At 70.1% G+C, this 18,255-nt stretch carries 19 protein-coding genes and 1 rRNA gene; 13 read left to right on the top strand and 7 right to left on the bottom strand.

All coding sequences use genetic code 11. The features are described 5' to 3' along the window. The first annotated feature begins 134 nt into the window (after positions 1-134). The 3 genes from pstC to pstB are packed head-to-tail and all read left to right on the top strand — an operon-like array spanning position 135 to position 3,013. Positions 135-1,130, top strand: coding sequence for a phosphate ABC transporter permease subunit PstC (gene pstC, locus ACIP8W_RS26465; RefSeq protein WP_401958302.1), 996 nt, complete (start codon positions 135-137; stop codon positions 1,128-1,130). After that, the gene (gene pstA, locus ACIP8W_RS26460) at positions 1,127-2,206 is read left to right on the top strand and encodes a phosphate ABC transporter permease PstA (protein ID WP_402152536.1); all 1,080 of its coding nucleotides are present in this window, start codon (positions 1,127-1,129) and stop codon (positions 2,204-2,206) included. Before pstC ends, pstA begins: the two co-directional genes overlap by 4 nt. Positions 2,207-2,236: 30 nt before the next feature. Continuing rightward, on the top strand, positions 2,237-3,013 hold the full coding sequence (gene pstB / locus ACIP8W_RS26455) for a phosphate ABC transporter ATP-binding protein PstB (protein ID WP_401958308.1): 777 nt from the start codon (positions 2,237-2,239) through the stop codon (positions 3,011-3,013). A gap of 229 nt (positions 3,014-3,242) precedes the next feature. Here the strand turns inward: pstB and ACIP8W_RS26450 are convergent, their stop codons facing one another. Beyond that, a complete protein-coding gene (locus tag ACIP8W_RS26450; protein ID WP_401958311.1) occupies positions 3,243-4,241 on the bottom strand; it encodes an anion permease in 999 nt (332 codons plus the stop codon). A 5-nt stretch (positions 4,242-4,246) separates the two neighbouring features. Next, entirely contained in the window at positions 4,247-4,867 is a 621-nt protein-coding gene (locus ACIP8W_RS26445; protein ID WP_401958312.1) for a DUF47 domain-containing protein, read from the bottom strand. Between the two features lie 206 nt (positions 4,868-5,073). On the opposite strand from ACIP8W_RS26445, the gene ACIP8W_RS26440 reads away from it, so the two are divergent. Beyond that, entirely contained in the window at positions 5,074-5,439 is a 366-nt protein-coding gene (locus tag ACIP8W_RS26440; RefSeq protein ID WP_401958314.1) for a metal-sensitive transcriptional regulator, read from the top strand. A gap of 45 nt (positions 5,440-5,484) precedes the next feature. Here ACIP8W_RS26440 and ACIP8W_RS26435 read toward each other — a convergent pair whose 3' ends face one another. Then, positions 5,485-5,703 carry a hypothetical protein gene (locus tag ACIP8W_RS26435; RefSeq protein WP_401958317.1) on the bottom strand — a complete coding sequence of 73 codons (219 nt, stop codon included), beginning with the start codon at positions 5,701-5,703 and terminating at the stop codon, positions 5,485-5,487. A gap of 171 nt (positions 5,704-5,874) precedes the next feature. Beyond that, entirely contained in the window at positions 5,875-6,702 is an 828-nt protein-coding gene (locus ACIP8W_RS26430) for a hypothetical protein (protein WP_402204895.1), read from the bottom strand. 150 nt (positions 6,703-6,852) lie between these two features. On the opposite strand from ACIP8W_RS26430, the gene ACIP8W_RS26425 reads away from it, so the two are divergent. The 3 genes from ACIP8W_RS26425 (at position 6,853) to ACIP8W_RS26415 (ending at position 8,251) form a co-directional block, all read left to right on the top strand. After that, complete coding sequence (locus ACIP8W_RS26425; protein ID WP_401958322.1) at positions 6,853-7,044, top strand: hypothetical protein; 192 nt, start codon at positions 6,853-6,855, stop codon at positions 7,042-7,044. Positions 7,045-7,169: 125 nt separating this feature from the next. Continuing rightward, on the top strand, positions 7,170-7,592 hold the full coding sequence (locus ACIP8W_RS26420) for a hypothetical protein (RefSeq protein WP_401958324.1): 423 nt from the start codon (positions 7,170-7,172) through the stop codon (positions 7,590-7,592). Further along, positions 7,583-8,251 carry a sortase domain-bontaining protein gene (locus ACIP8W_RS26415; RefSeq protein ID WP_402204893.1) on the top strand — a complete coding sequence of 223 codons (669 nt, stop codon included), beginning with the start codon at positions 7,583-7,585 and terminating at the stop codon, positions 8,249-8,251. The genes ACIP8W_RS26420 and ACIP8W_RS26415 overlap by 10 nt, the downstream gene beginning before the upstream one ends. Positions 8,252-8,260: 9 nt before the next feature. Here ACIP8W_RS26415 and ACIP8W_RS26410 read toward each other — a convergent pair whose 3' ends face one another. Together ACIP8W_RS26410 and ACIP8W_RS26405 are read right to left on the bottom strand one after the other, a co-directional pair. Next, a complete protein-coding gene (locus ACIP8W_RS26410) occupies positions 8,261-8,992 on the bottom strand; it encodes a phosphatase PAP2 family protein (protein WP_401958329.1) in 732 nt (243 codons plus the stop codon). Positions 8,993-9,241: 249 nt separating this feature from the next. Beyond that, entirely contained in the window at positions 9,242-10,249 is a 1,008-nt protein-coding gene (locus tag ACIP8W_RS26405) for an NlpC/P60 family protein (protein WP_401958344.1), read from the bottom strand. Positions 10,250-10,600: 351 nt separating this feature from the next. Here ACIP8W_RS26405 and ACIP8W_RS26400 point away from each other — a divergent pair, with 351 nt between their 5' ends. The 6 genes from ACIP8W_RS26400 to ACIP8W_RS26375 all read left to right on the top strand — a co-directional run bounded on the left by ACIP8W_RS26400 (position 10,601) and on the right by ACIP8W_RS26375 (position 18,043). After that, positions 10,601-10,909: a hypothetical protein gene (locus tag ACIP8W_RS26400; RefSeq protein WP_003985768.1), complete on the top strand. Its 309-nt coding sequence runs from the start codon at positions 10,601-10,603 to the stop codon at positions 10,907-10,909. A 283-nt stretch (positions 10,910-11,192) separates the two neighbouring features. After that, the gene (locus ACIP8W_RS26395; protein ID WP_402152913.1) at positions 11,193-12,056 is read left to right on the top strand and encodes a hypothetical protein; all 864 of its coding nucleotides are present in this window, start codon (positions 11,193-11,195) and stop codon (positions 12,054-12,056) included. Then, a complete protein-coding gene (locus tag ACIP8W_RS26390; protein WP_402152911.1) occupies positions 12,046-13,509 on the top strand; it encodes a hypothetical protein in 1,464 nt (487 codons plus the stop codon). Before ACIP8W_RS26395 ends, ACIP8W_RS26390 begins: the two co-directional genes overlap by 11 nt. Then, positions 13,506-15,059, top strand: coding sequence for an SCO6880 family protein (locus ACIP8W_RS26385; RefSeq protein WP_402152909.1), 1,554 nt, complete (start codon positions 13,506-13,508; stop codon positions 15,057-15,059). Before ACIP8W_RS26390 ends, ACIP8W_RS26385 begins: the two co-directional genes overlap by 4 nt. 52 nt (positions 15,060-15,111) lie before the next feature. Beyond that, positions 15,112-16,569 carry an ATP-binding protein gene (locus ACIP8W_RS26380; RefSeq protein ID WP_401958338.1) on the top strand — a complete coding sequence of 486 codons (1,458 nt, stop codon included), beginning with the start codon at positions 15,112-15,114 and terminating at the stop codon, positions 16,567-16,569. 1 nt (position 16,570) lies between these two features. After that, the gene (locus tag ACIP8W_RS26375; protein WP_401958340.1) at positions 16,571-18,043 is read left to right on the top strand and encodes a type VI secretion protein; all 1,473 of its coding nucleotides are present in this window, start codon (positions 16,571-16,573) and stop codon (positions 18,041-18,043) included. A 120-nt stretch (positions 18,044-18,163) separates the two neighbouring features. On the opposite strand, the gene rrf is transcribed toward ACIP8W_RS26375, so the two are convergent. Then, positions 18,164-18,255: ribosomal RNA gene (gene rrf, locus ACIP8W_RS26370) — 5S ribosomal RNA — on the bottom strand; the annotation flags it as partial.

The following is an 18,255-nucleotide window of genomic DNA, read 5'->3' as shown; positions in this document are numbered from 1 at the left end:
CACCCCGCAGTCCCGGTGACGGCACACCGGCCCCCGCCCGTTCCACCGGGTGACGGGCCGGCGGGCCGTCCCCCATCCGGTGCACCGCCGCCAGGGGATGGGCGCGCGCCCTCCCCCACACAGACCGGAAAGACATGGCTTCCACCACACCGATAGAAACCCCACCGGCCCCGCCGGGGCCGCCCGTCCTGACGTCCTCGGACACCGGCCGTATGGGCGACCGGATCTTCGCGGGCCTCTCCCGGGGCTCGGGCATCCTGCTGCTCGCGATCATGGCGTCGATCGCGGTGTTCCTCACCTACCGCGCCGCCATCGCCATCTCGCAGGACGAGGGCAACTTCCTCACCACTTTCGACTGGAACCCCTCCGGGAACCCGCCGGTCTTCGGCATCGCGGTCCTGCTCTTCGGCACGGTCGTCAGCTCGATCATCGCGATGGTCATCGCGGTTCCGATCGCTGTCGGCATCGCGCTGTTCATCTCGCACTACGCGCCCCGCAAGCTGGCCTCGCCACTGGCCTACGTCGTGGATCTGCTGGCCGCCGTGCCGAGCATCATCTACGGCATCTGGGGCGCCGTCGTCCTCGTCCCGTACCTCGACGGGCTGAACAGCTGGCTCGACCAGTACTTCGCGTGGACGTACATCTTCGACCAGACCCAGCCCGGTGTGGCCCGCAACATGCTCACCGTCGGCATCCTGCTGGCGATCATGATCCTGCCGATCGTGACCAGCGTCAGCCGGGAGGTCTTCCTCCAGGTCCCGCGGATGAACGAGGAGGCGGCGCTCGCCCTCGGCGCCACGCGCTGGGAGGTCATCCGGCTGTCGGTGCTGCCCTTCGGGCGCTCCGGTGTCATCTCCGCGTCGATGCTGGGGCTCGGCCGCGCGCTCGGCGAGACGATGGCCGTGGCCACGGTCCTCTCCCCGAGCTATCTGATCTCGCTCCATCTGCTCGACCCGGGCGGCGGCACCTTCGCCCAGAACATCGCCGCGAAGTTCGACGAGGCCAACCCGCTCGGGCGCGACGCCCTGATCGCCTCCGGTCTCGTCCTCTTCGTCCTCACCCTGCTGGTCAACAGCGCGGCCCGACTGATCATCGCGCGCCGCAAGGAGTACTCGGGGGCCAACGCATGAGCCACGCAGCCGTGAAGGACACGCCCACCCCCACCCCGCCCTCGGGCGGCCCCGGCGACCTCAGCCAGCGCAGCCTGCCCCGCTGGGCGCCGGTCGGGTTCGCCGCGCTCGGCATCGCCGTCGGTGCCGGCATCGGTGCCGCCGCCGGGCTCGGCAGCAAGGTCCAGTGGGGCCTGATCGCGGTCGTGGTCTTCCTCGTCGTCTCGTACGTCGCCACCTCGGCGATCGAGAACAAGCGCCAGGCCAAGGACCGCCTCGCCACCAGCATCGTCTGGGTCTGCTTCATCCTGGCGGTCATCCCGCTGTTCTCGCTGCTCTGGACCACCGTCAGCCGCGGGGTGACCTCCCTCAGCATCAACTTCCTGACCCACTCCATGGCCGGTGTCCTCGGCACCGACTCGAACGGCGGTGTCTACCACGCGCTGGTCGGCACGCTGGAGCAGGTCGGCATCGCCACCGTCATCGCCACCCCGCTGGGTCTGCTGACCGCCGTGTATCTGGTCGAGTACGGCAAGGGCGCGCTGGCCAAGGCCGTGACGTTCTTCGTGGACGTCATGACCGGCATCCCGTCCATCGTCGCCGGTCTGTTCATCCTGTCGCTGATGCTGATGACCAACACCCAGCCGTCCGGGCTGATGGGCGCCCTCGCCCTGACGATCCTGATGATCCCGGTCGTCGTACGCTCCACCGAGGAGATGCTCAAGCTCGTCCCGAACGAGCTGCGCGAATCCGCGCTGGCCCTCGGCGTACCGAAGTGGCGCATGATCCTGAAGGTCGTCCTGCCGACCGCGATCGGCGGAATCACCACCGGTGTGATGCTGGCCATCGCCCGTATCGCCGGTGAGACCGCGCCGATCATCCTCCTCGTCTTCGGCAGCCAGCTGATCAATACGAACCCCTTCGAGGGGGCCCAGTCCTCGCTCCCCTTCTACATCTACGAGCAGTACAAGCTCGGTGAGGTGGAGTCGGTCAACCGGGCGTGGGCCGCGGCTCTCGTACTGATCGCGTTCGTCATGATCCTCAACCTGGTGGCGCGCGGCATCGCTCGCTGGAAGGCCCCCAAGTCCGGCCGCTGAGGCCCTGGAAGAAGCAGTGGTACCCCCATCATGGCCAAGCGAATCGACGTCAGCGGCCTGACCGCCTACTACGGCTCCCACCGGGCCATCGACGACATCTCGATGACCGTCGAGCCCCGCTCCGTGACGGCCTTCATCGGCCCCTCCGGCTGCGGAAAGTCCACCTTCCTGCGCACCCTGAACCGTATGCACGAGGTCACCCCCGGTGGCCGCGTCGAGGGCAAGGTGCTGCTGGACGACGAGAACCTGTACGGCGCGAACGTCGACCCGGTCGCGGTACGCCGTACGGTCGGCATGGTCTTCCAGCGCCCCAACCCGTTCCCGACCATGTCGATCTTCGACAACGTCGCGGCGGGGCTGCGGCTCAACGGCAAGGCCCGCAAGAACGAGCTGTCCGACATCGTCGAGAAGTCCCTCAAGGGCGCCAACCTCTGGAACGAGGTCAAGGACCGCCTCAACAAGCCCGGCTCCGGCCTCTCCGGCGGCCAGCAGCAGCGCCTGTGCATCGCCCGCGCCATCGCGGTCGAGCCGGAGGTCCTGCTGATGGACGAGCCGTGCTCCGCCCTCGACCCGATCTCGACCCTCGCCATCGAGGACCTGATCGGGGAGTTGAAGGAGCGCTTCACGATCGTCATCGTGACGCACAACATGCAGCAGGCGGCCCGCGTCTCGGACCGTACGGCCTTCTTCAACCTGGCGGCCGTCGGCCAGCCCGGCAAGCTCATCGAGATCGACGAGACCGAACGAATCTTCGCCAACCCGTCCGTACAGGCCACGGAGGACTACATCTCCGGCCGCTTCGGATAAGCCTTCACGGCCTGTACGGGTACGGCGACCCCCACGTCCTGCGGTGCTGCATGGCGGTGCCACCGCAAGGCGAAAGGGCCCGCCCCCTCGGAAGAGGGGGCGGGCCCGATTTCGTCCTGCGCGGGGATCGGCTTTCGTCCTGCGCGGGGATCGGCCGAACGCCAGGTTGACGATCCAACCGTACTCACCCGGGGGCAACCCCCGAACCCCCGGCCGACACGACCGTCGCTCAGCCGAACGCCAGGTTGACGATCCAGAAGCTCAGCGCCGCCACGAGTGCCGCCGCCGGCATGGTGATGAACCAGCCCAGGATGATGTTCTTCGCGATCCCCCAGCGCACCGCATTGACCCGCTTCGTCGCTCCCACACCCATGATCGCCGAGGTGATCACATGCGTCGTCGAGATCGGCGCGTGGAACAGGAACGCCGAGCCGAACATGATGGACGCGCCGGTCGTCTCCGCCGCGAAGCCCTGCGGCGGGTCCAGCTCGATGATCTTCCGGCCCAGGGTCCGCATGATGCGCCAGCCGCCCGCGTACGTACCGAGGGACAGCATCAGCGCACAGACGATCTTCACCCAGACCGGGATCGCGTCACCCTGGTCCTCCACATCGGCGATGACCAGGGCCATCACCACGATGCCCATCGTCTTCTGCGCGTCCTGGAGACCGTGGCCGAGCGCCATGCCCGCCGCCGAGACCGTCTGCGCTATCCGGAAACCGCGCTTGGCCTTGTGCGGGTTGGTCCGGCGGAAGAGCCACATGATCCCGACCATCACCAGATAGCCCGCGACCAGCCCGATCACCGGGGAGACGAACATCGGGATGACGATCTTCTCCAGCACGCCGGACCAGATCACATCCGTACCGCCGGCCAGCGCCGCGCCCACCATGCCGCCGAACAGCGCGTGGGAGGAGGACGAGGGGAGGCCGAAGTACCAGGTGACGAGGTTCCAGACGATCGCGCCGACCAGCGCGGCGAAGAGGATGCCCATCCCCCGCTGCCCGTGGGGCGTGGCGATCAGGCCCTCGCTGACGGTCTTGGCGACCCCCTGACCGAGGAAGGCGCCCGCGAGGTTCATCACCGCGGCCATGGCGAGCGCGGCCCGCGGGGTCAGTGCCCGGGTGGACACCGAGGTGGCGATGGCGTTGGCGGAGTCGTGGAAGCCGTTCGTGTACGTGAAGCCGAGCGCGACACCAATGGTCACGATCAGCGCAAAGGTGTCCACGTGGTTCAGGACTCCTTGACCGCGATGGTCTCCACCGTGTTCGCGACGTGTTCGAACGCGTCGGCGGCTTCTTCAAGCACGTCGACGATCTGCTTGAGCTTGAGCACCTCCATCGCGTCGTACTTGCCGTTGAAGAGATGGGCCAGCAGCTTGCGATGGATCTGGTCCGCCTGGTTCTCCAGCCGGTTGACCTCGATCCAGTACTCGGTGAGGTTGCTCATCGTCCGCAGGTGCGGCATGGCCTCGGCGGTCAGCTCGGCGGCCCTGGCGAGGACCTCGATCTGCTGCTCGACACCCTTGGGCAGCTCTTCGATGTTGTAGAGGACGACGAGGTCGACGGCCTCCTCCATGTAATCCATGATGTCGTCGAGCTGGGACGCGAGGCTGTAGATGTCCTCGCGGTCGAACGGCGTGATGAAGGAGGAGTTCAGCTGGTGGAAGATCGCGTGCGTGGCATCGTCACCCGCGTGCTCGGCCGCCCTCATCCGCTCCGCGATCTCGGCCCTGGCGGAGATATCCGCCCCGAGGAGTTCCATCAGGAGCTTGGAGCCCGTGACGATGTTGTCCGCGGACGCGGCAAACATGTCGTAGAAGCTCGTCTCCCTGGGGGTCAGACGAAATCGCACGTGGGGTCCTCGGGTTACATGGATTCGGTCAGGGGTGATGCTAGGCGCATCATCCGGCCACGGCTAACCGGCGGTCCCAGTGTCACTCATGGGGCATGGTGATGAGCACAGGGCCCTGCCCCGAGCCTCACAGACGGGTACCCTATACCCGGGAGGGGTATATACCCCTTATTCGGATTTCGGCCACATCATCACAGGAGGACGCGATGACGACCACCGAGGCGGCCGGCGCGGCGACGGACGGCGCGCCCTCCGTGACCACGCCCGCCACCCCCGGCCACAGCCACGCGGTGCACGGTTACCACGACCAGAAGGACGAGCACCTCAAGCGCCTGCGCCGGATCGAGGGCCAGATCAGGGGCCTTCAGCGGCTGGTGGCCGAGGACGTCTACTGCATCGACATACTCACCCAGGTCTCCGCCTCGACCAAGGCCCTCCAGTCGTTCGCGCTCCAGCTCCTGGAGGAGCATCTGCGGCACTGCGTGGCCGATGCCGCGGTCAAGGGCGGCGACGAGATCGACGCGAAGGTAGAGGAAGCCACCAAGGCGATCGCCCGGCTGCTCCGTACCTGACCCGGACCGTTCCGTACCCGACCCACCCCCTCGAAGAGTGGGCGGTCACTCCCCGCAGCTCTCCCTCCGCCGCACCGCCCGGGCCCCCTGGTGGGACCGGGGGCCGACGGCCCGCTCCGCCCGTACGTTCAGTACCTCGTCGATACGGTCCGGGCTGAGCCGCTCACCATCCGCGGTGGACGCCGCGATCATCAGCTCCCCGCACCACTCGATCTCGGCGAGGGCCGCGTGGTCATGGACGGTCGGCGTGCGCGACAGAGCCACGTGCTATCACCTCTTCCTGCCAGTCCCTGCTTCCCAGCGTAGGGAGCGGGACACCCCTCGCGCATGGCACGTCCGGACCATTTCCGGCTAGGGCATAAGGCATATCGCGCAAGCGGAAAGGGACGGCCGGACCGGGTGCCGGCGACCGGAGCGGCTGCCGGACCACGGGTTCTACGACTTGATCTCGCCGTCGTAGATATCGCCCCCCGGCGGCAGCGTGACCTCGACCCGCTCCCCGAACGCGTACAACAGCGTCGTCGACGAGACCGCGACCGCGTGCCCCTGGTTGACGTAGCTGAACCGGTGCCTGACCTTCCGCAGCCGCCCGGCGTCGTCCAGATACGCGTCGAACGGCACCGCGTCCTCGGCGAACCCTCTCGCCGCCGCGGTCAGCGCCCCGCGCGCGTAGGGCGAGGCCACCGTCGCGGCCCGGCGGATGTCCGTGACCCCCCGGAAGTGCCACACCCGCACCCCGGCGAGGTCCTGTTCCGCGACAAAGGTCACACGCGTCGCGGTACGCAGCAGCTCCGCCGCCGTCAGCGGATCCGTCGCCCCGCCCGTGACCAGATTCCCGTCGTCCACGGTCGCGGAGTCCACCCTGACCCACTTGTTGTCCGGCACCCCGGCGCCACGGTTCTTCATGTACAGCGCGCCCGGCGACAGCAGCTCCGTGATCGGCCGGTGCTCGTCGCTGCCCGAGGGGTCCTTGGGCAGAACGACCCGGAGCCGCCCCATCCGCTTGCCGAAGTCGTAACCGCCCTCGCCCCTGATGGTCACCCGGGTCCCGCCGACCGCCATCTCCATGGACGTACGGGCCCGGGAGCTGCCCGAGGCCAGCAGCACATCGGCCACCTTCCGCACCGCCGCCGCGTCGAGGCGCGGCCGGTCGTCCGCCGCCGCGCCGCCGTCCCCGGAGCATCCCCCCGCCGTGGCCACGACACCCGCCATGGCCATGCTCGCGAACACCGCTCCCCCGCGTCCGTGCCGCTGCGCCACCATCGCCCGCCAAACCCCCAACGCCCGACCGCCGCTTGTCCGAACCCCACCCCGAACCCCGCCCCGTCCCGCATAACGACGCCCCGCGTCCCCCGTCACGCCACTCCGTACGACCGGCACCGGTCCGGCGGTGGTTGTCGGTACGGTGGACAGGTGAGCGAGTCAGACGTCTCCGCGCCCTCCACGGCAGCCCCCGCGGCCCCCACCGCCCCGCCCCACACCACCTCGACGATCGAGCGCGGCTCGTTCTGCCTGGCCCGGTGCGCCTGTGGCTGGTCGGGCCCCGCCCGCAGATCGCGGGACCTCGCCCGTACGGACGCCCGCACCCACGGCGACTCGGCGTAACGACGCCCCTTTCTTTCGCCCGTACGGCTCACCGAGGTGGCCGTACGGGCCCTTTGGCGATGGCCTGGAACCGGCAACAACAGCCGCAGGGGGGCACACCCGACCCGACTCGCAGGGGCGTACCCATGCACCGAACCGGCCCCGGACCCGGATTCCGGACCGCCGCGCTGATCACCGCGGTGATCATGGCCACGGCCACCGTCATCGTCCCTGTCCTCTCCGGGCGCCACGGCAACGCCGCCGAATCCCCGCCCGCGCCGGCCGTCTCGGAGACGATCTCGTTCACCTCGCGGGCCCGCCCCCCGGCCGACAGCCCGAGTCCCACCCCGAGCCCCCCGGACGCCCCGGACATCGGCGCGCTCGGGGTAACTCCCTCCGGCGCCGCGCGCGGTGGCGCGGACCACCCGGGCCGCCCGCCCGCCCGGTCGGCCGCCGCCGAGCTGTCCCTCGCGATCGGCGCGACCGCCGCGGCCACCGCCGGCACGATCCTGGTGGTGCGCCGCTTCCAGCGCCGCGCGGCCGACAGCACGCCCCACAGGTGGCACTGACCGGCCCGGCGCGCGGGCGCACGGGCGCGGACAGGGCGGTCCGGGTCCTCTGCGCGGTGGCGGCCCTGGGCGCGGTGGCCGCCGTACTGCTGCACCTGTTCGCGCGACCGCCCGCGCCACGGCCCCCGGCCGCCGCCCCGGAGCCCCGGGTCGTCCGTGTCCCGGACCCGCGCTCCGCGCCCGTACGGCTGCGGATCCCGGCGCTCAGGATCGAGGCGGGCGTGCTGCCGCTCGCGCTCGACGGCGGGGGCAGGCTGGACCCGCCGGGGTTCCGGCACGCGATGGAGGTCGGCTGGTACGCGGCCGGCCCCCGCCCCGGCGAACCGGGCCCCGCCGTGCTGGTCGGCCACCGGGACGCCCCGGCCAATCCGGGCACCGTCCCCGTGCGCAACGGCAGGGACAACATCAAGAACGCGGTCTTCGCCAAGCTGGGCCGGCTGCGCCCCGGCGATCTGGTCGAGGCGGAGCTGGGCGACGGGCGGCGGGTGCCGTTCCGGGTGACGGCCGTGGACACGTACCGGACGGAGCGGTTCCCGACGGAGCGGGTCTACGGTCCCGTACCGGATCCGCAGCTGCGGCTGATCACCTGCGGCGGGGCCATCGACGCGGGCGGCCACTGGGACTCGAACGTGGTGGTCAGCGCCGTCGCCGCGTCGTAGAGCAGAACCTCAGGCCGCCAGGTTGTTGTCGTCCGGCCGCGGCTCCGGGATGTCCAGCCGCCGCGTCCCGCCGACCGTGCCCGGGTCGCCCGACCGGTCGTCGTCCTCGCGCGCCGCCCGCGACCGTACGAGCACACCGAGCCGCCGCGAACGGGCGACCGCCGAGACGACCGGGGTCAGCAGGGCCAGCGCGAGGGGCGTGAGCAGCAGGGCGACGGCGGTGCCGAGCGCGAAGCCGCCGATCACGTCGGTCGGGTAGTGGACGCCCATGTAGACGCGGCAGAAGCCTTCCAGGAGGGCCAGCCCGATCGCGGCGAGCCCGAATTTCCGGTGGGCGATGAAGACGCCCGCGCCGATGGCCATCGCCATCGTGGCGTGGTCGCTGACGAAGGAGTAGTCCGTCTTGCCCGCGACCAGGACGTCGAGCCCCTCGTGGTCGAGGAAGGGTCTGGGACGTTCGACGAAGCCGCGGATCGGGATGTTGATCAGCAGCGCGACCCCGGCGGCGAGCGGCGCCCAGATCAGTCCGGCGACCGCCGTGACCGAGTCCTCGGCGCTGCCGCTCCTGCGCACGCTCCACCAGCACCAGAGCAGGAGGACCCCGAGCCCGAGCATGATCCCGTACTCGCCGGTGAACCCCATGACGCGGTCGAACCAGGACGGGGCGTCCTTGGCGAGTCCATTGATGTCGTAGAGCAGGCTGACATCGGGGTTCGACCCATCCAGTGCGAGTCCGGCCATCTGCTGTCGGTCCCCTGCCTTTATCTCGTGTCTCTACCAACCCCCGTGGTCAGTACGGAACATGCCGCGTGATCAATATCGCAGCCCTTTCCCAGCGGAACGGACCACGCGCCGCCTCCGTTCCACTCTCTACCGAAAGATCACCGTGCTGTTATCGAAGAGAGATACGTCGTCGCAGCTCAGAAGGGGGGTGCAGACCGCTCGTCTGGCGAGTTCCAGCCATTTCCCCGCCCTCGTGCCCGACTCTCATCAGGCTTCCGGCCTGCTCTCCGGCAGGGCGGTCGGCAGCGATTTCGCGCCGTCCTCGGTCACTCGGGTGGCCCCGAAGTAGTCCGGAGTATCGATCTTGTCGAATCGGATCACCGCTCCGGTGTACGGCGCGTTGATCATGTACCCGCCGCCCACATAGATCCCCACATGGCGAATCGCCCGCGAATTGGTGAGATCGTCGGAGAAGAAGACCAGATCTCCGGGGAGCAGCTCATTCCGCGCGGGATGTTCGCCCGCGTTGTACTGGTCATTGGCCACGCGCGGCAGCTCGACCCCCACCGTCCGGTACGCCGCCTGCGTCAACCCGGAGCAGTCGAAACGCCCCCCCTGGTCGGCCGTACCGTTGCCGCCCCAGAGGTAGGGCGTGCCCAGCTTCTGCTGGGCGAAGTAGATCGCGGCGGCGGCCTGCTTCGACGGCTCGACGCCGCCCACCGGCCGGGCGAAGCTCTTCTCCAGGGTCTTGATGATCTTGACGTAGTTCTGGGTCTCCCGGTACGGCGGGATGCCGGAGTACTTGATGACGGCGTACGCGCCCGCGTTGTACGCGGCCAGCATGTTGCTGGTCCGATCACCCGGCACATCCTTGATGTACCCGGCCAGTTCGCAGTCGTACGAAGCCGCCGAGGGGATCGCGTCGGCCGGGTCCCAGATGTCCCGCTTGCCGTCGTTGTTCCCGTCGATCCCGTGCGCCTCCCAGGTGCCGGGGATGAACTGGCCGATGCCCTTGGCGTTGGCCGGGCTCTGCGCCGAGGGGTTCCACCCGCTCTCCTGGTACAACTGCGCGGCGAGCAGGGCCGGATTGATGGCGGGGCAGAGGTTGCCCCACTTCTGCACCAGATTCTGATACGCCGCCGGCACGGCCCCCTTGGCCAGCCCCACGGCGCTCCCGCCGCCCGCGCCCATCCCGGCGGCGGCCGAGTAGGTCCCGACGACCAGCAGAGCGACGAACGCCGTCCCCAGACCACCGACGGTGGCCACGCCCAGCATTGCCTTACGCACCGTCACACACCCCTCGCGTCAGGGCCGCTGTCGTACGTCAGTCTAGGCGCGGCGGGCTTCCGGCAGGAGGGGGACGGAGAGGACGCGGGAGGGAACCGTAAAGGTGTAACAACGACAATCATTGCCCGGAGTCACGCACCATGATACACAGAGTAATCGCGCGAGTCCTCGTACATCTGATTCATCGCTGGTCAGAGCCCTGGCCTCGGTCATATGTGCGGGGATCGGGTAAAGAGAGCCGCCAAGCGGCTTACGAGGGCGGTTCCATCAGCGAAGATAGAGCGTGACCCGTGCCATGGGGCACGGGCGTGAACGACCCATACAGGGGCGGTGAGTTACATGTACCTGGCGGCCGAAAAGGGCGACATCACCACCATTATCGGTGGCATCGCACCGAACTGGGGGCCTTTCGGGACACTGGGGAACGAGGCCCGGGTGATGATCGAGGTCGTGATGGCGGTGGCCATCCTTCTCTGCCTCGGTATCGCGATCTGGGGCGCGGCCAAACAGCGGATCGGGGCGACAGCCCTCAGGGACACGTTCAGCGCGGAACAGGGCAAGGGTCTGATCGTCGCCGGACTGACCGGTGTCTTCATCATCGGTTCACTGGGCACGCTCTTCACCATCGTGTACGGAATGGCTGTCTAGCCACCCGCCCACAGCGTCCCTCTTGCCCCACCGGTTCCACCCTGTTCCAGCAGTTGCGTCCCGTTCCACCGGTTCCGGCCTTTCCACCGGTTCCTGCCTGTGCTCCTGCGTCACCCGCACACCTTCACTCGCTTCCACACCACCTGTCCGTCGCGCCCACCGGCTGAGGTTGCGTCTCCCTGATGTCGAGTCACCACACCGCGCCCGCGCGGGAACCAGCACGGCTACCGTCGTACTACGCGGGTACCGCGGAAGTGCCAACGGCTGAGGGGGCGTACGCGGCATGAGCTTCGGCGACGAGCACGGCTACGGCGGCGACTCCGGCCGTACGGACGACAGCTTCGGCGGTACGGGCCAGACCCGTACCCGCCTGCCCGACAGCGGCGACCCGTACGGCGGCGGACGGCGGCCCCCGCGCACCTCGCGCTCCCTGGTGACCGTGGTCGGCGTCGTGGTCCTCCTCATCGCCGCCATCGCTTTCGCGAACCGTGGCGGCGGCGCCGACGAGGCGTCGGGCGGCGGCGCCAAGGGCACGGCCGGCGCGGGCGCCGACCCCACGGCGGCCACCGGCGTGAAACCGGTGACCGGGAAGAACGCCACGGACGGCGCGATCCCCGCGGGCTTCGCCCGCAGCGAGCAGGGCGCGGCCAGCGCGGCGGCGAACTACGCGGTGGCGCTCGGCTCCGCCGGGATGTTCGACACGGCCACCCGCACCGCGATCATCCGCGCCACCCACGACCCCGCGACGGCGGACGGGCTCCTGTCCGGCCTCGACAAGGCGTACTCGCCCGATTTCTTCAAGAACGTCGGGCTCAACGAGAACGGCACCACCCCCACCGGCCTCACCTTCGTCTCCAGAACCGTGCCCGTGGGCACCAAGGTCACCAAGGTCGACGCGAACGCCGCGACGGTCGAGGTCTGGTCCACCGGTCTGGTGGGCCTGGCGGGCGAGGGCTCCACCAAACCCGTGACGGAGACCTGGTTCACCCTCACGCAGAAGCTCAAGTGGATCGACGGCGACTGGAAGATCGCCTCGTCCAGCCAGACCGAGGGCCCGACCCCGGTCAACAACGACAACAGAGCGTCGTCCGCCGATGAGATCGCCAAGGCTGTTCAGGGATACGGAGGCTTCACCTATGCCCGGTAGCCGACTGCCCAGGACCCGCCCCGCCGAAGGCCGTACCCCCGGAACGCCCGGAACGACCGGAACGCCCGGAGCCCGCCCCGCGCGGCTCCTGCCGGGCCCGCTCGCCGCCGCCCTCGCGGGCGCGGGCGCGCTCGTCCTCGGCGCGGCCTCGCGCGCCGCCGCCGCGCCGACCCCGACGCCCTCCCCGACCGACCCGGCGGCCTCGCCCTCCCCCAGCGGCAGCGCCAACCCCTGCGATCTGATCGTCGGACTGGCCAAGGACTACTGCGAGGACGGCGAGTCGGCCGCGAACTCCTCCAGGACCAGCGGCGTCCCCAGCACCACGGACGCCGCCGACCCGCTCTCCTCCCTGGCGCGCGGCTGCGCCGACGCCGCCGCCTGGATCGTCGAGAAGCTCAGCGCCGCCGTGAAGGAGACCGCCAACGTCGACTTCACCAACGCCGCCTTCCTCCGCCAGTACGCCGTCGTCTTCGCCGCGTCGACCGTCCTCACCCTCGTCCTGTGGCTGCTCGCCGTCGCCAAACGCGCCGTCAGGGGCGTGCCGCTGACCACCGCGATCTCCGAGGCCATCGGCTTCCTGTGGCTGACGGTCCTCGCCTCCGCCTTCACCCCGCTGATCCTGTACACGATCGTCTCGGCGACCGACAGCGTCACCGAGATCATCTCCGCGGCCACCGGCGGCCAGACCGACGCGTTCTTCGGCGGCTTCTCCGAGGCGCTCAAGAAGGGCGACGACATCGGCGGCGGCCCGATCATGCTGATCGTCGTCTCGCTCGTGTCGATCGTCGCCGCCGGAGTGCTCTGGCTGGAGCTGGTGATCAGAGCGGCGCTCCTGTACGTCGGCGCCCTGCTCGGCACCGTCGTCTACGCCGGGCTGGTCGACAAGAACATGTGGGGCCACGTCCGCCGCTGGGCCGGGATCATGATCGCCGTGATCATGGTCAAGCCCGTCATCATGATCGTCCTCGGGCTCGCCGGGGCGCTCTCCGCCGACGACGGCCCCAACGCGTTCTCCGCCGTCGTCTCCGGCCTCGCCATCATCCTGCTCGCGATCTTCGCCTCCGCGATGATCTACCGCTTCGTGCCCGGCTTCGGCGACGAGATCGCCGCCTCCCGCACCGACCGCAAGCAGGCCACGGACGGCGCCCGCGCCGCCGCCCTGATCAGCTCCCCCGCCGCCCTCGTCTCCCAGGGCATCAAGACCCACAGCGGCCGCGGCGGCCAGGGCGACAGCGGAGGCGGCGGCGCCCGCCCGGCCAACCCGGTCTCCGGCGGCGTGGCCGCGCACAGCTCCCGCGGCTCCTCCGGAGGCGGAGGCGGCGGCACGGGCGGCGGCCATGTCCCCTCGGCGGCGCCCCCACCCCGTAACTCCAGCCCCACCAGCGGAACCCCGCACGGATCGCGCTCATCACGCGGTTCCGGCAACAACAGCACAGGAGGTGGCGGGCGTTGACGACCCACTCCCAGCCGATGGCTCCCCGCCGTACGTATCTCATCGGCCGCGCCCGGCCGAACGCGATCGTCGGCAAGAACCGCGAGACCGGCGAGATCGCCCTGATCATCGCCGGTGCGTTCATCGGCATGATGTGCGGTCTGCTCGTGCCCGTCCTGTCGCTGCGGATCGTGACGCTGACCGGGTTCCCGCTGATAGCGCTGGCCGCCGTCTACCTACCGTACAAAAGCCGCACCTTCTACAAGTGGTTCGAGATCAACCGCAGCTACAAACGGACCCTCCGGCGCGGCACCGCCTACCGCTCCGCCGCCATGGAGTCCGGGACGCGGATCGACGGGCGCGAGGTCGAGGTCGGGCCGCCGCCGGGGATCGGCAGGATCAACTGGCTGGCCGCGCCGTTCGGGCCCGACGAGATCGCCGTCCTGCTGCACGCCGACCGCAGGACCGTCACCGCCGCCATCGAGATCGAGGGCCCCGGCGTCGGACTGCGCGACAGCGAGGACCAGGAGGCGCTGGTCGACCGCTTCGGCACGCTCCTCAAACACGTCGCCAACGGGGACGGCTTCGTCACCCGCATCCAGATGCTCGCCCGCACCCTGCCCGCCGACCCCGACGCGCACGAGAAGGACGTCGCCCAGCGCGGCGACACCACCGCCCCCGGCTGGCTCAAGGAGTCGTACGACCAGCTCCAGTCGATGGTCTCCACCTCCAGCGAACAGCACCGCGCCTACCTCGTCGCCTGTATGCACTACACCCGCGAACTCGCCGCCGAGGGCCAGGCCATGGCCCGCGCCGCCCGCCAGGCCGCCGGCACCAAGCGGCTCGACCGGGACGCGGGCCTCGCCGTCGTCATGGCCCGCGAGCTGACCGACATCTGCGCGCGGCTCGCCGAGGCCGACATCCGGGTACGCCAGCCGCTCGGCCAGGGCCGGCTGTCCTCCCTCGTGCACTCCATGTACGACCCCGACCACCCCATCGACCACATCCAGGCCATGACGAAACGAAACGCCTGGCCGGCCGAGCTGGACGCGATGGAACCGACGTATCTCCAGGCCAAGACCCGTGAGTCGTCCACCCGCGCGCCCTGGTGCCACTCCACCGCCTGGGTCAAGGAATGGCCCATGACCCCGGTCGGCGTGAACTTCCTCGCGCCGCTGCTCGTCCACACCCCCGATGTCATCCGCACGGTCTCCGTCACGATGGACCTCGAACCCACCGAGATCGCCATCGAGCGGATGCTCACCGAGAAGACCAACGACGACGCCGAGGCCAGCCGCGCCGCCAAGATGAACCGCACCGTCGACCCCCGCGACATCGCCGCGCACGGCCGCCTCGACCAGCGGGGCGAAGACCTCGCCAGCGGCGCGGCGGGCGTCAACCTCGTCGGGTACATCACCGTGTCGTCCCGCTCCCCGGAGACCCTGGCCAGGGACAAGCGCACGATCAGGGCCTCGGCCGGCAAGTCGTACCTGAAGCTGGAGTGGTGCGACCGCGAACACCACCGAGCCTTTGTGAACACGCTGCCGTTCGCGACCGGCATCCGCCGCTAGCCGCCGGCCCAGCCGCCGAGAACCGAGCCGCCAGAACCGAAAGGGGCCTGTCGTGCGAGATCCGCTGTCCATCCTCACGGATGCCTTCACCAGCTTCCTCTTCGGGAAGGTGGAGACGACCCGGCTGCCGGTCCGTACGTCGACGGGCCAGGCCCAGGCCGTCTACCTGCCCACCGCCGCGCCCGGCCTCGGCGACTCCGGCGTCATCATCGGCCGCGAGGTCTACAGCGGCAAGGGCTACATCTACGACCCCTTCCAGCTGTACGGACAGCAGCTCCCCGCCCCCCACTGGCTCGTCCTCGGCGAGTCCGGCAACGGCAAGTCCGCGCTGGAGAAGACCTACGTCCTGCGCCAGCTCCGCTTCCGCGACCGCCAGGTCGTCGTCCTCGACGCCCAGGGCGAGGACGGCGCGGGCGAGTGGAACCTCATCGCCCAGGAGCTGGGTATAACCCCCATCCGGCTGGACGCGATGGCCGCCCTCGACGACGGCATCCGGCTCAACCCGCTCGACCCGGCGATCACCACGACCGGGCAGCTCGCCCTGCTCCGTACCATCATCGAAGTCGCCATGGGCCACGGCCTGGACGAACGCTCCGGCTTCGCCCTCAAGGTCGCGCACGCCTACGTCAACGAGACCATCGTCGACCGCCAGCCCGTCCTGATGGACATCGTCGACCAACTGCGCCACCCGAAGCCCGCGTCCGCCGAGGCGATGAACGTCGACCTCAACGATGTACGGGCCTGGGGCCTCGATGTCGCCCTGGTCCTCGACCGGCTGGTCGACGGCGACCTGCGCGGCATGTTCGACGGGCCGACGAGCATCGGGATCGACCTGGACGCCCCGCTGATCGTCTTCGACCTCTCGCACATCGACCGCAACTCGATCGCGATGCCGATCCTGATGGCGATCGTGGGCGTCTGGCTGGAACACACCTGGATCCGCCCCGACCGCAAGAAGCGGATCTTCCTCGTCGAGGAAGCCTGGCACATCATCAACTCGCCCTTCGTCGCCCAGCTCTTCCAGCGGCTGCTGAAGTTCGGCCGGCGGCTCGGCCTGTCGTTCGTGGCGGTGGTCCACCACCTGTCCGACGTGGTCGACGGCGCGGCGGCCCGCGAGGCGGCGGCGATCCTCAAGATGGCCTCGACCAGGACGATCTACGCCCAGAAGGCCGACGAGGCACGGGCCACCGGCCAGGTCCTCGGGCTGCCCCGGTGGGCCGTGGAGATCATCCCTACGCTCACCCCCGGGATCGCGGTCTGGGACGTCAACGGCAATGTCCAGGTCGTCAAACACCTGGTGACGGAGGCGGAACGCCCCCTGGTCTTCACCGACCGCGCCATGACGGAGAACTCCGCCGCGTCCGACGCCTCGGACGCCGCCGACGCCCTGGCGCTGGCGGGCGTCCTGCCCGAGGACATGCGGGCCGCGGAATGGGAGGCGGAACAGCGGGCGGCCCTCCTGGAGCGACAGCGCGGGCTGAACGAATCCTCCGAGTCGACGGTGGCATGACATGCGGGCACAGCACAGCGGTCACGACGGGCGGAACCAGCAGGGCGGCATCCCTGACGGGCTGCTCGTGGGGCTGCTGGGCTTCCTCCTCGGCCTGACCCTGCTGGTCTGGACGGCCACCGGCCTGGCCGCCCTGTTCACCCACGGCGACTGGCCGTCGGGCGTCACCTTCACCCGTACGCCCATGGCCATGCGCGAACTGGCCGCCGCCCCGCGCGACCTCCCCGGCGCCTGGCCCGACACCCCACCGGGCGAACTATCCGGGTACGGGCTGTTCTGGGGCCTGCTGATCAGCCAGCTGATGGTGCTGACCGTGCTGACGATCTTCACCCTGGGCGTGACGGTCCGCTACCGGGCCGTACGGGAAAGACGCAAGCGGCAACGGTACGAGGCCCCCGCCCCGCCCCCCGAGACCCACCCCCGCCTGCACAAGGCCCCCACGCCCGCGCCCGTACCCGTACCCTCGCCTGCACCCGCCCCTGTTGTCACACCGGCTGTCACACCAGCCCCCGCGACCACCCTCACCTCCACGGTCCCCGCCCCGCGCGTACGGTACGGGGCGCCGGCCGCCCGGCGCCCCGCCGCCGTCCAGGCCGTACGGGAAGCCCCGGGCCCGGCGCTCGTGGTCACCTCGGCGCCCGAGGTCTGGGCGGAGACCAAGGACGCCCGCGCCAAGCTCGGCCCCGTCCTCGTGTACGACCCCGGCCACCTCTGCGACACCCCGGCCCGGCTCCACTGGTCCCCGGCCGCCGGGTGCGAGGACGCGGCCACGGCGGGCGCGCGGGCGGCCGCCCTGCTCTGCCCCGTACGCCCGCACGCCCTGCTCGACGCCTCCATGGCCGACACCGCCGAAACGCTCCTGCGCTGCTGGCTGCACGCGGCGGCCGTGGACGGGCGGCCGCTGAAGCAGGTGCTGCGCTGGGCACAGGGCGGCGGCGCCCAGGAAGCCGTACGGATCCTGCGCACCCACCCCAAGGCCGTCTCCGGCCTCGCCGGCCTCCTGGAGTCCGCGCTCACCGCACACCCCGAACGCCGCGAAGTGGCACAGCAGTTGACGGCCCGCGCACTGGGCTCGCTCTCCTCGGTTCATGTCCGGGACGCCTGTACACCCAACCGAACTGATGCGCTCGCCCTGGATTCTTTTGTGAACGAGGGGGGCACGCTCTATGTGGTGGGTGAGCCGATCGAGGACCCCCGATCCCGCCCGGGTGCGATGCCCCTGCTCACCGCACTCACCTCACACGTGGTCGAGCACGGCCGCCGCATGGCCGCACGGTCATCTGACGGTCGGCTCGACCCACCAATGTCGCTCGTCCTCGACGATGTCGCGGCCGTGGCCCCGTTCCCCCGTCTCCCGGAGCTGCTGGCCACCGGCGAGGACCACGGCCTGCAGACTCTTGCCCTGCTCCGCTCCCGCCAGCAGGGCAAGGACCGCTGGCCCCGCCACGACCTGCCGGACGGAGCCGACGCCTAGGCCTGGCCTCCGCTCCGTTCGTACGGCGGCCGACCCACCCCCTACGGCTGACAGCAAAAGGTCCTGAACGCAGAAATGCCCCGCACCAGATACCTGGTACGGGGCATTCCCACAATAATTGTTCGGCGGCGTCCTACTCTCCCACAGGGTCCCCCCTGCAGTACCATCGGCGCTGTGAGGCTTAGCTTCCGGGTTCGGAATGTAACCGGGCG

The sequence above is a fragment of the Streptomyces sp. NPDC088554 genome (assembly GCF_044752945.1).
Classification (GTDB): domain Bacteria; phylum Actinomycetota; class Actinomycetes; order Streptomycetales; family Streptomycetaceae; genus Streptomyces.
Note: the sequence above shows the minus strand (reverse complement) of the source record. Positions and strands in the feature narration are given on the sequence as shown.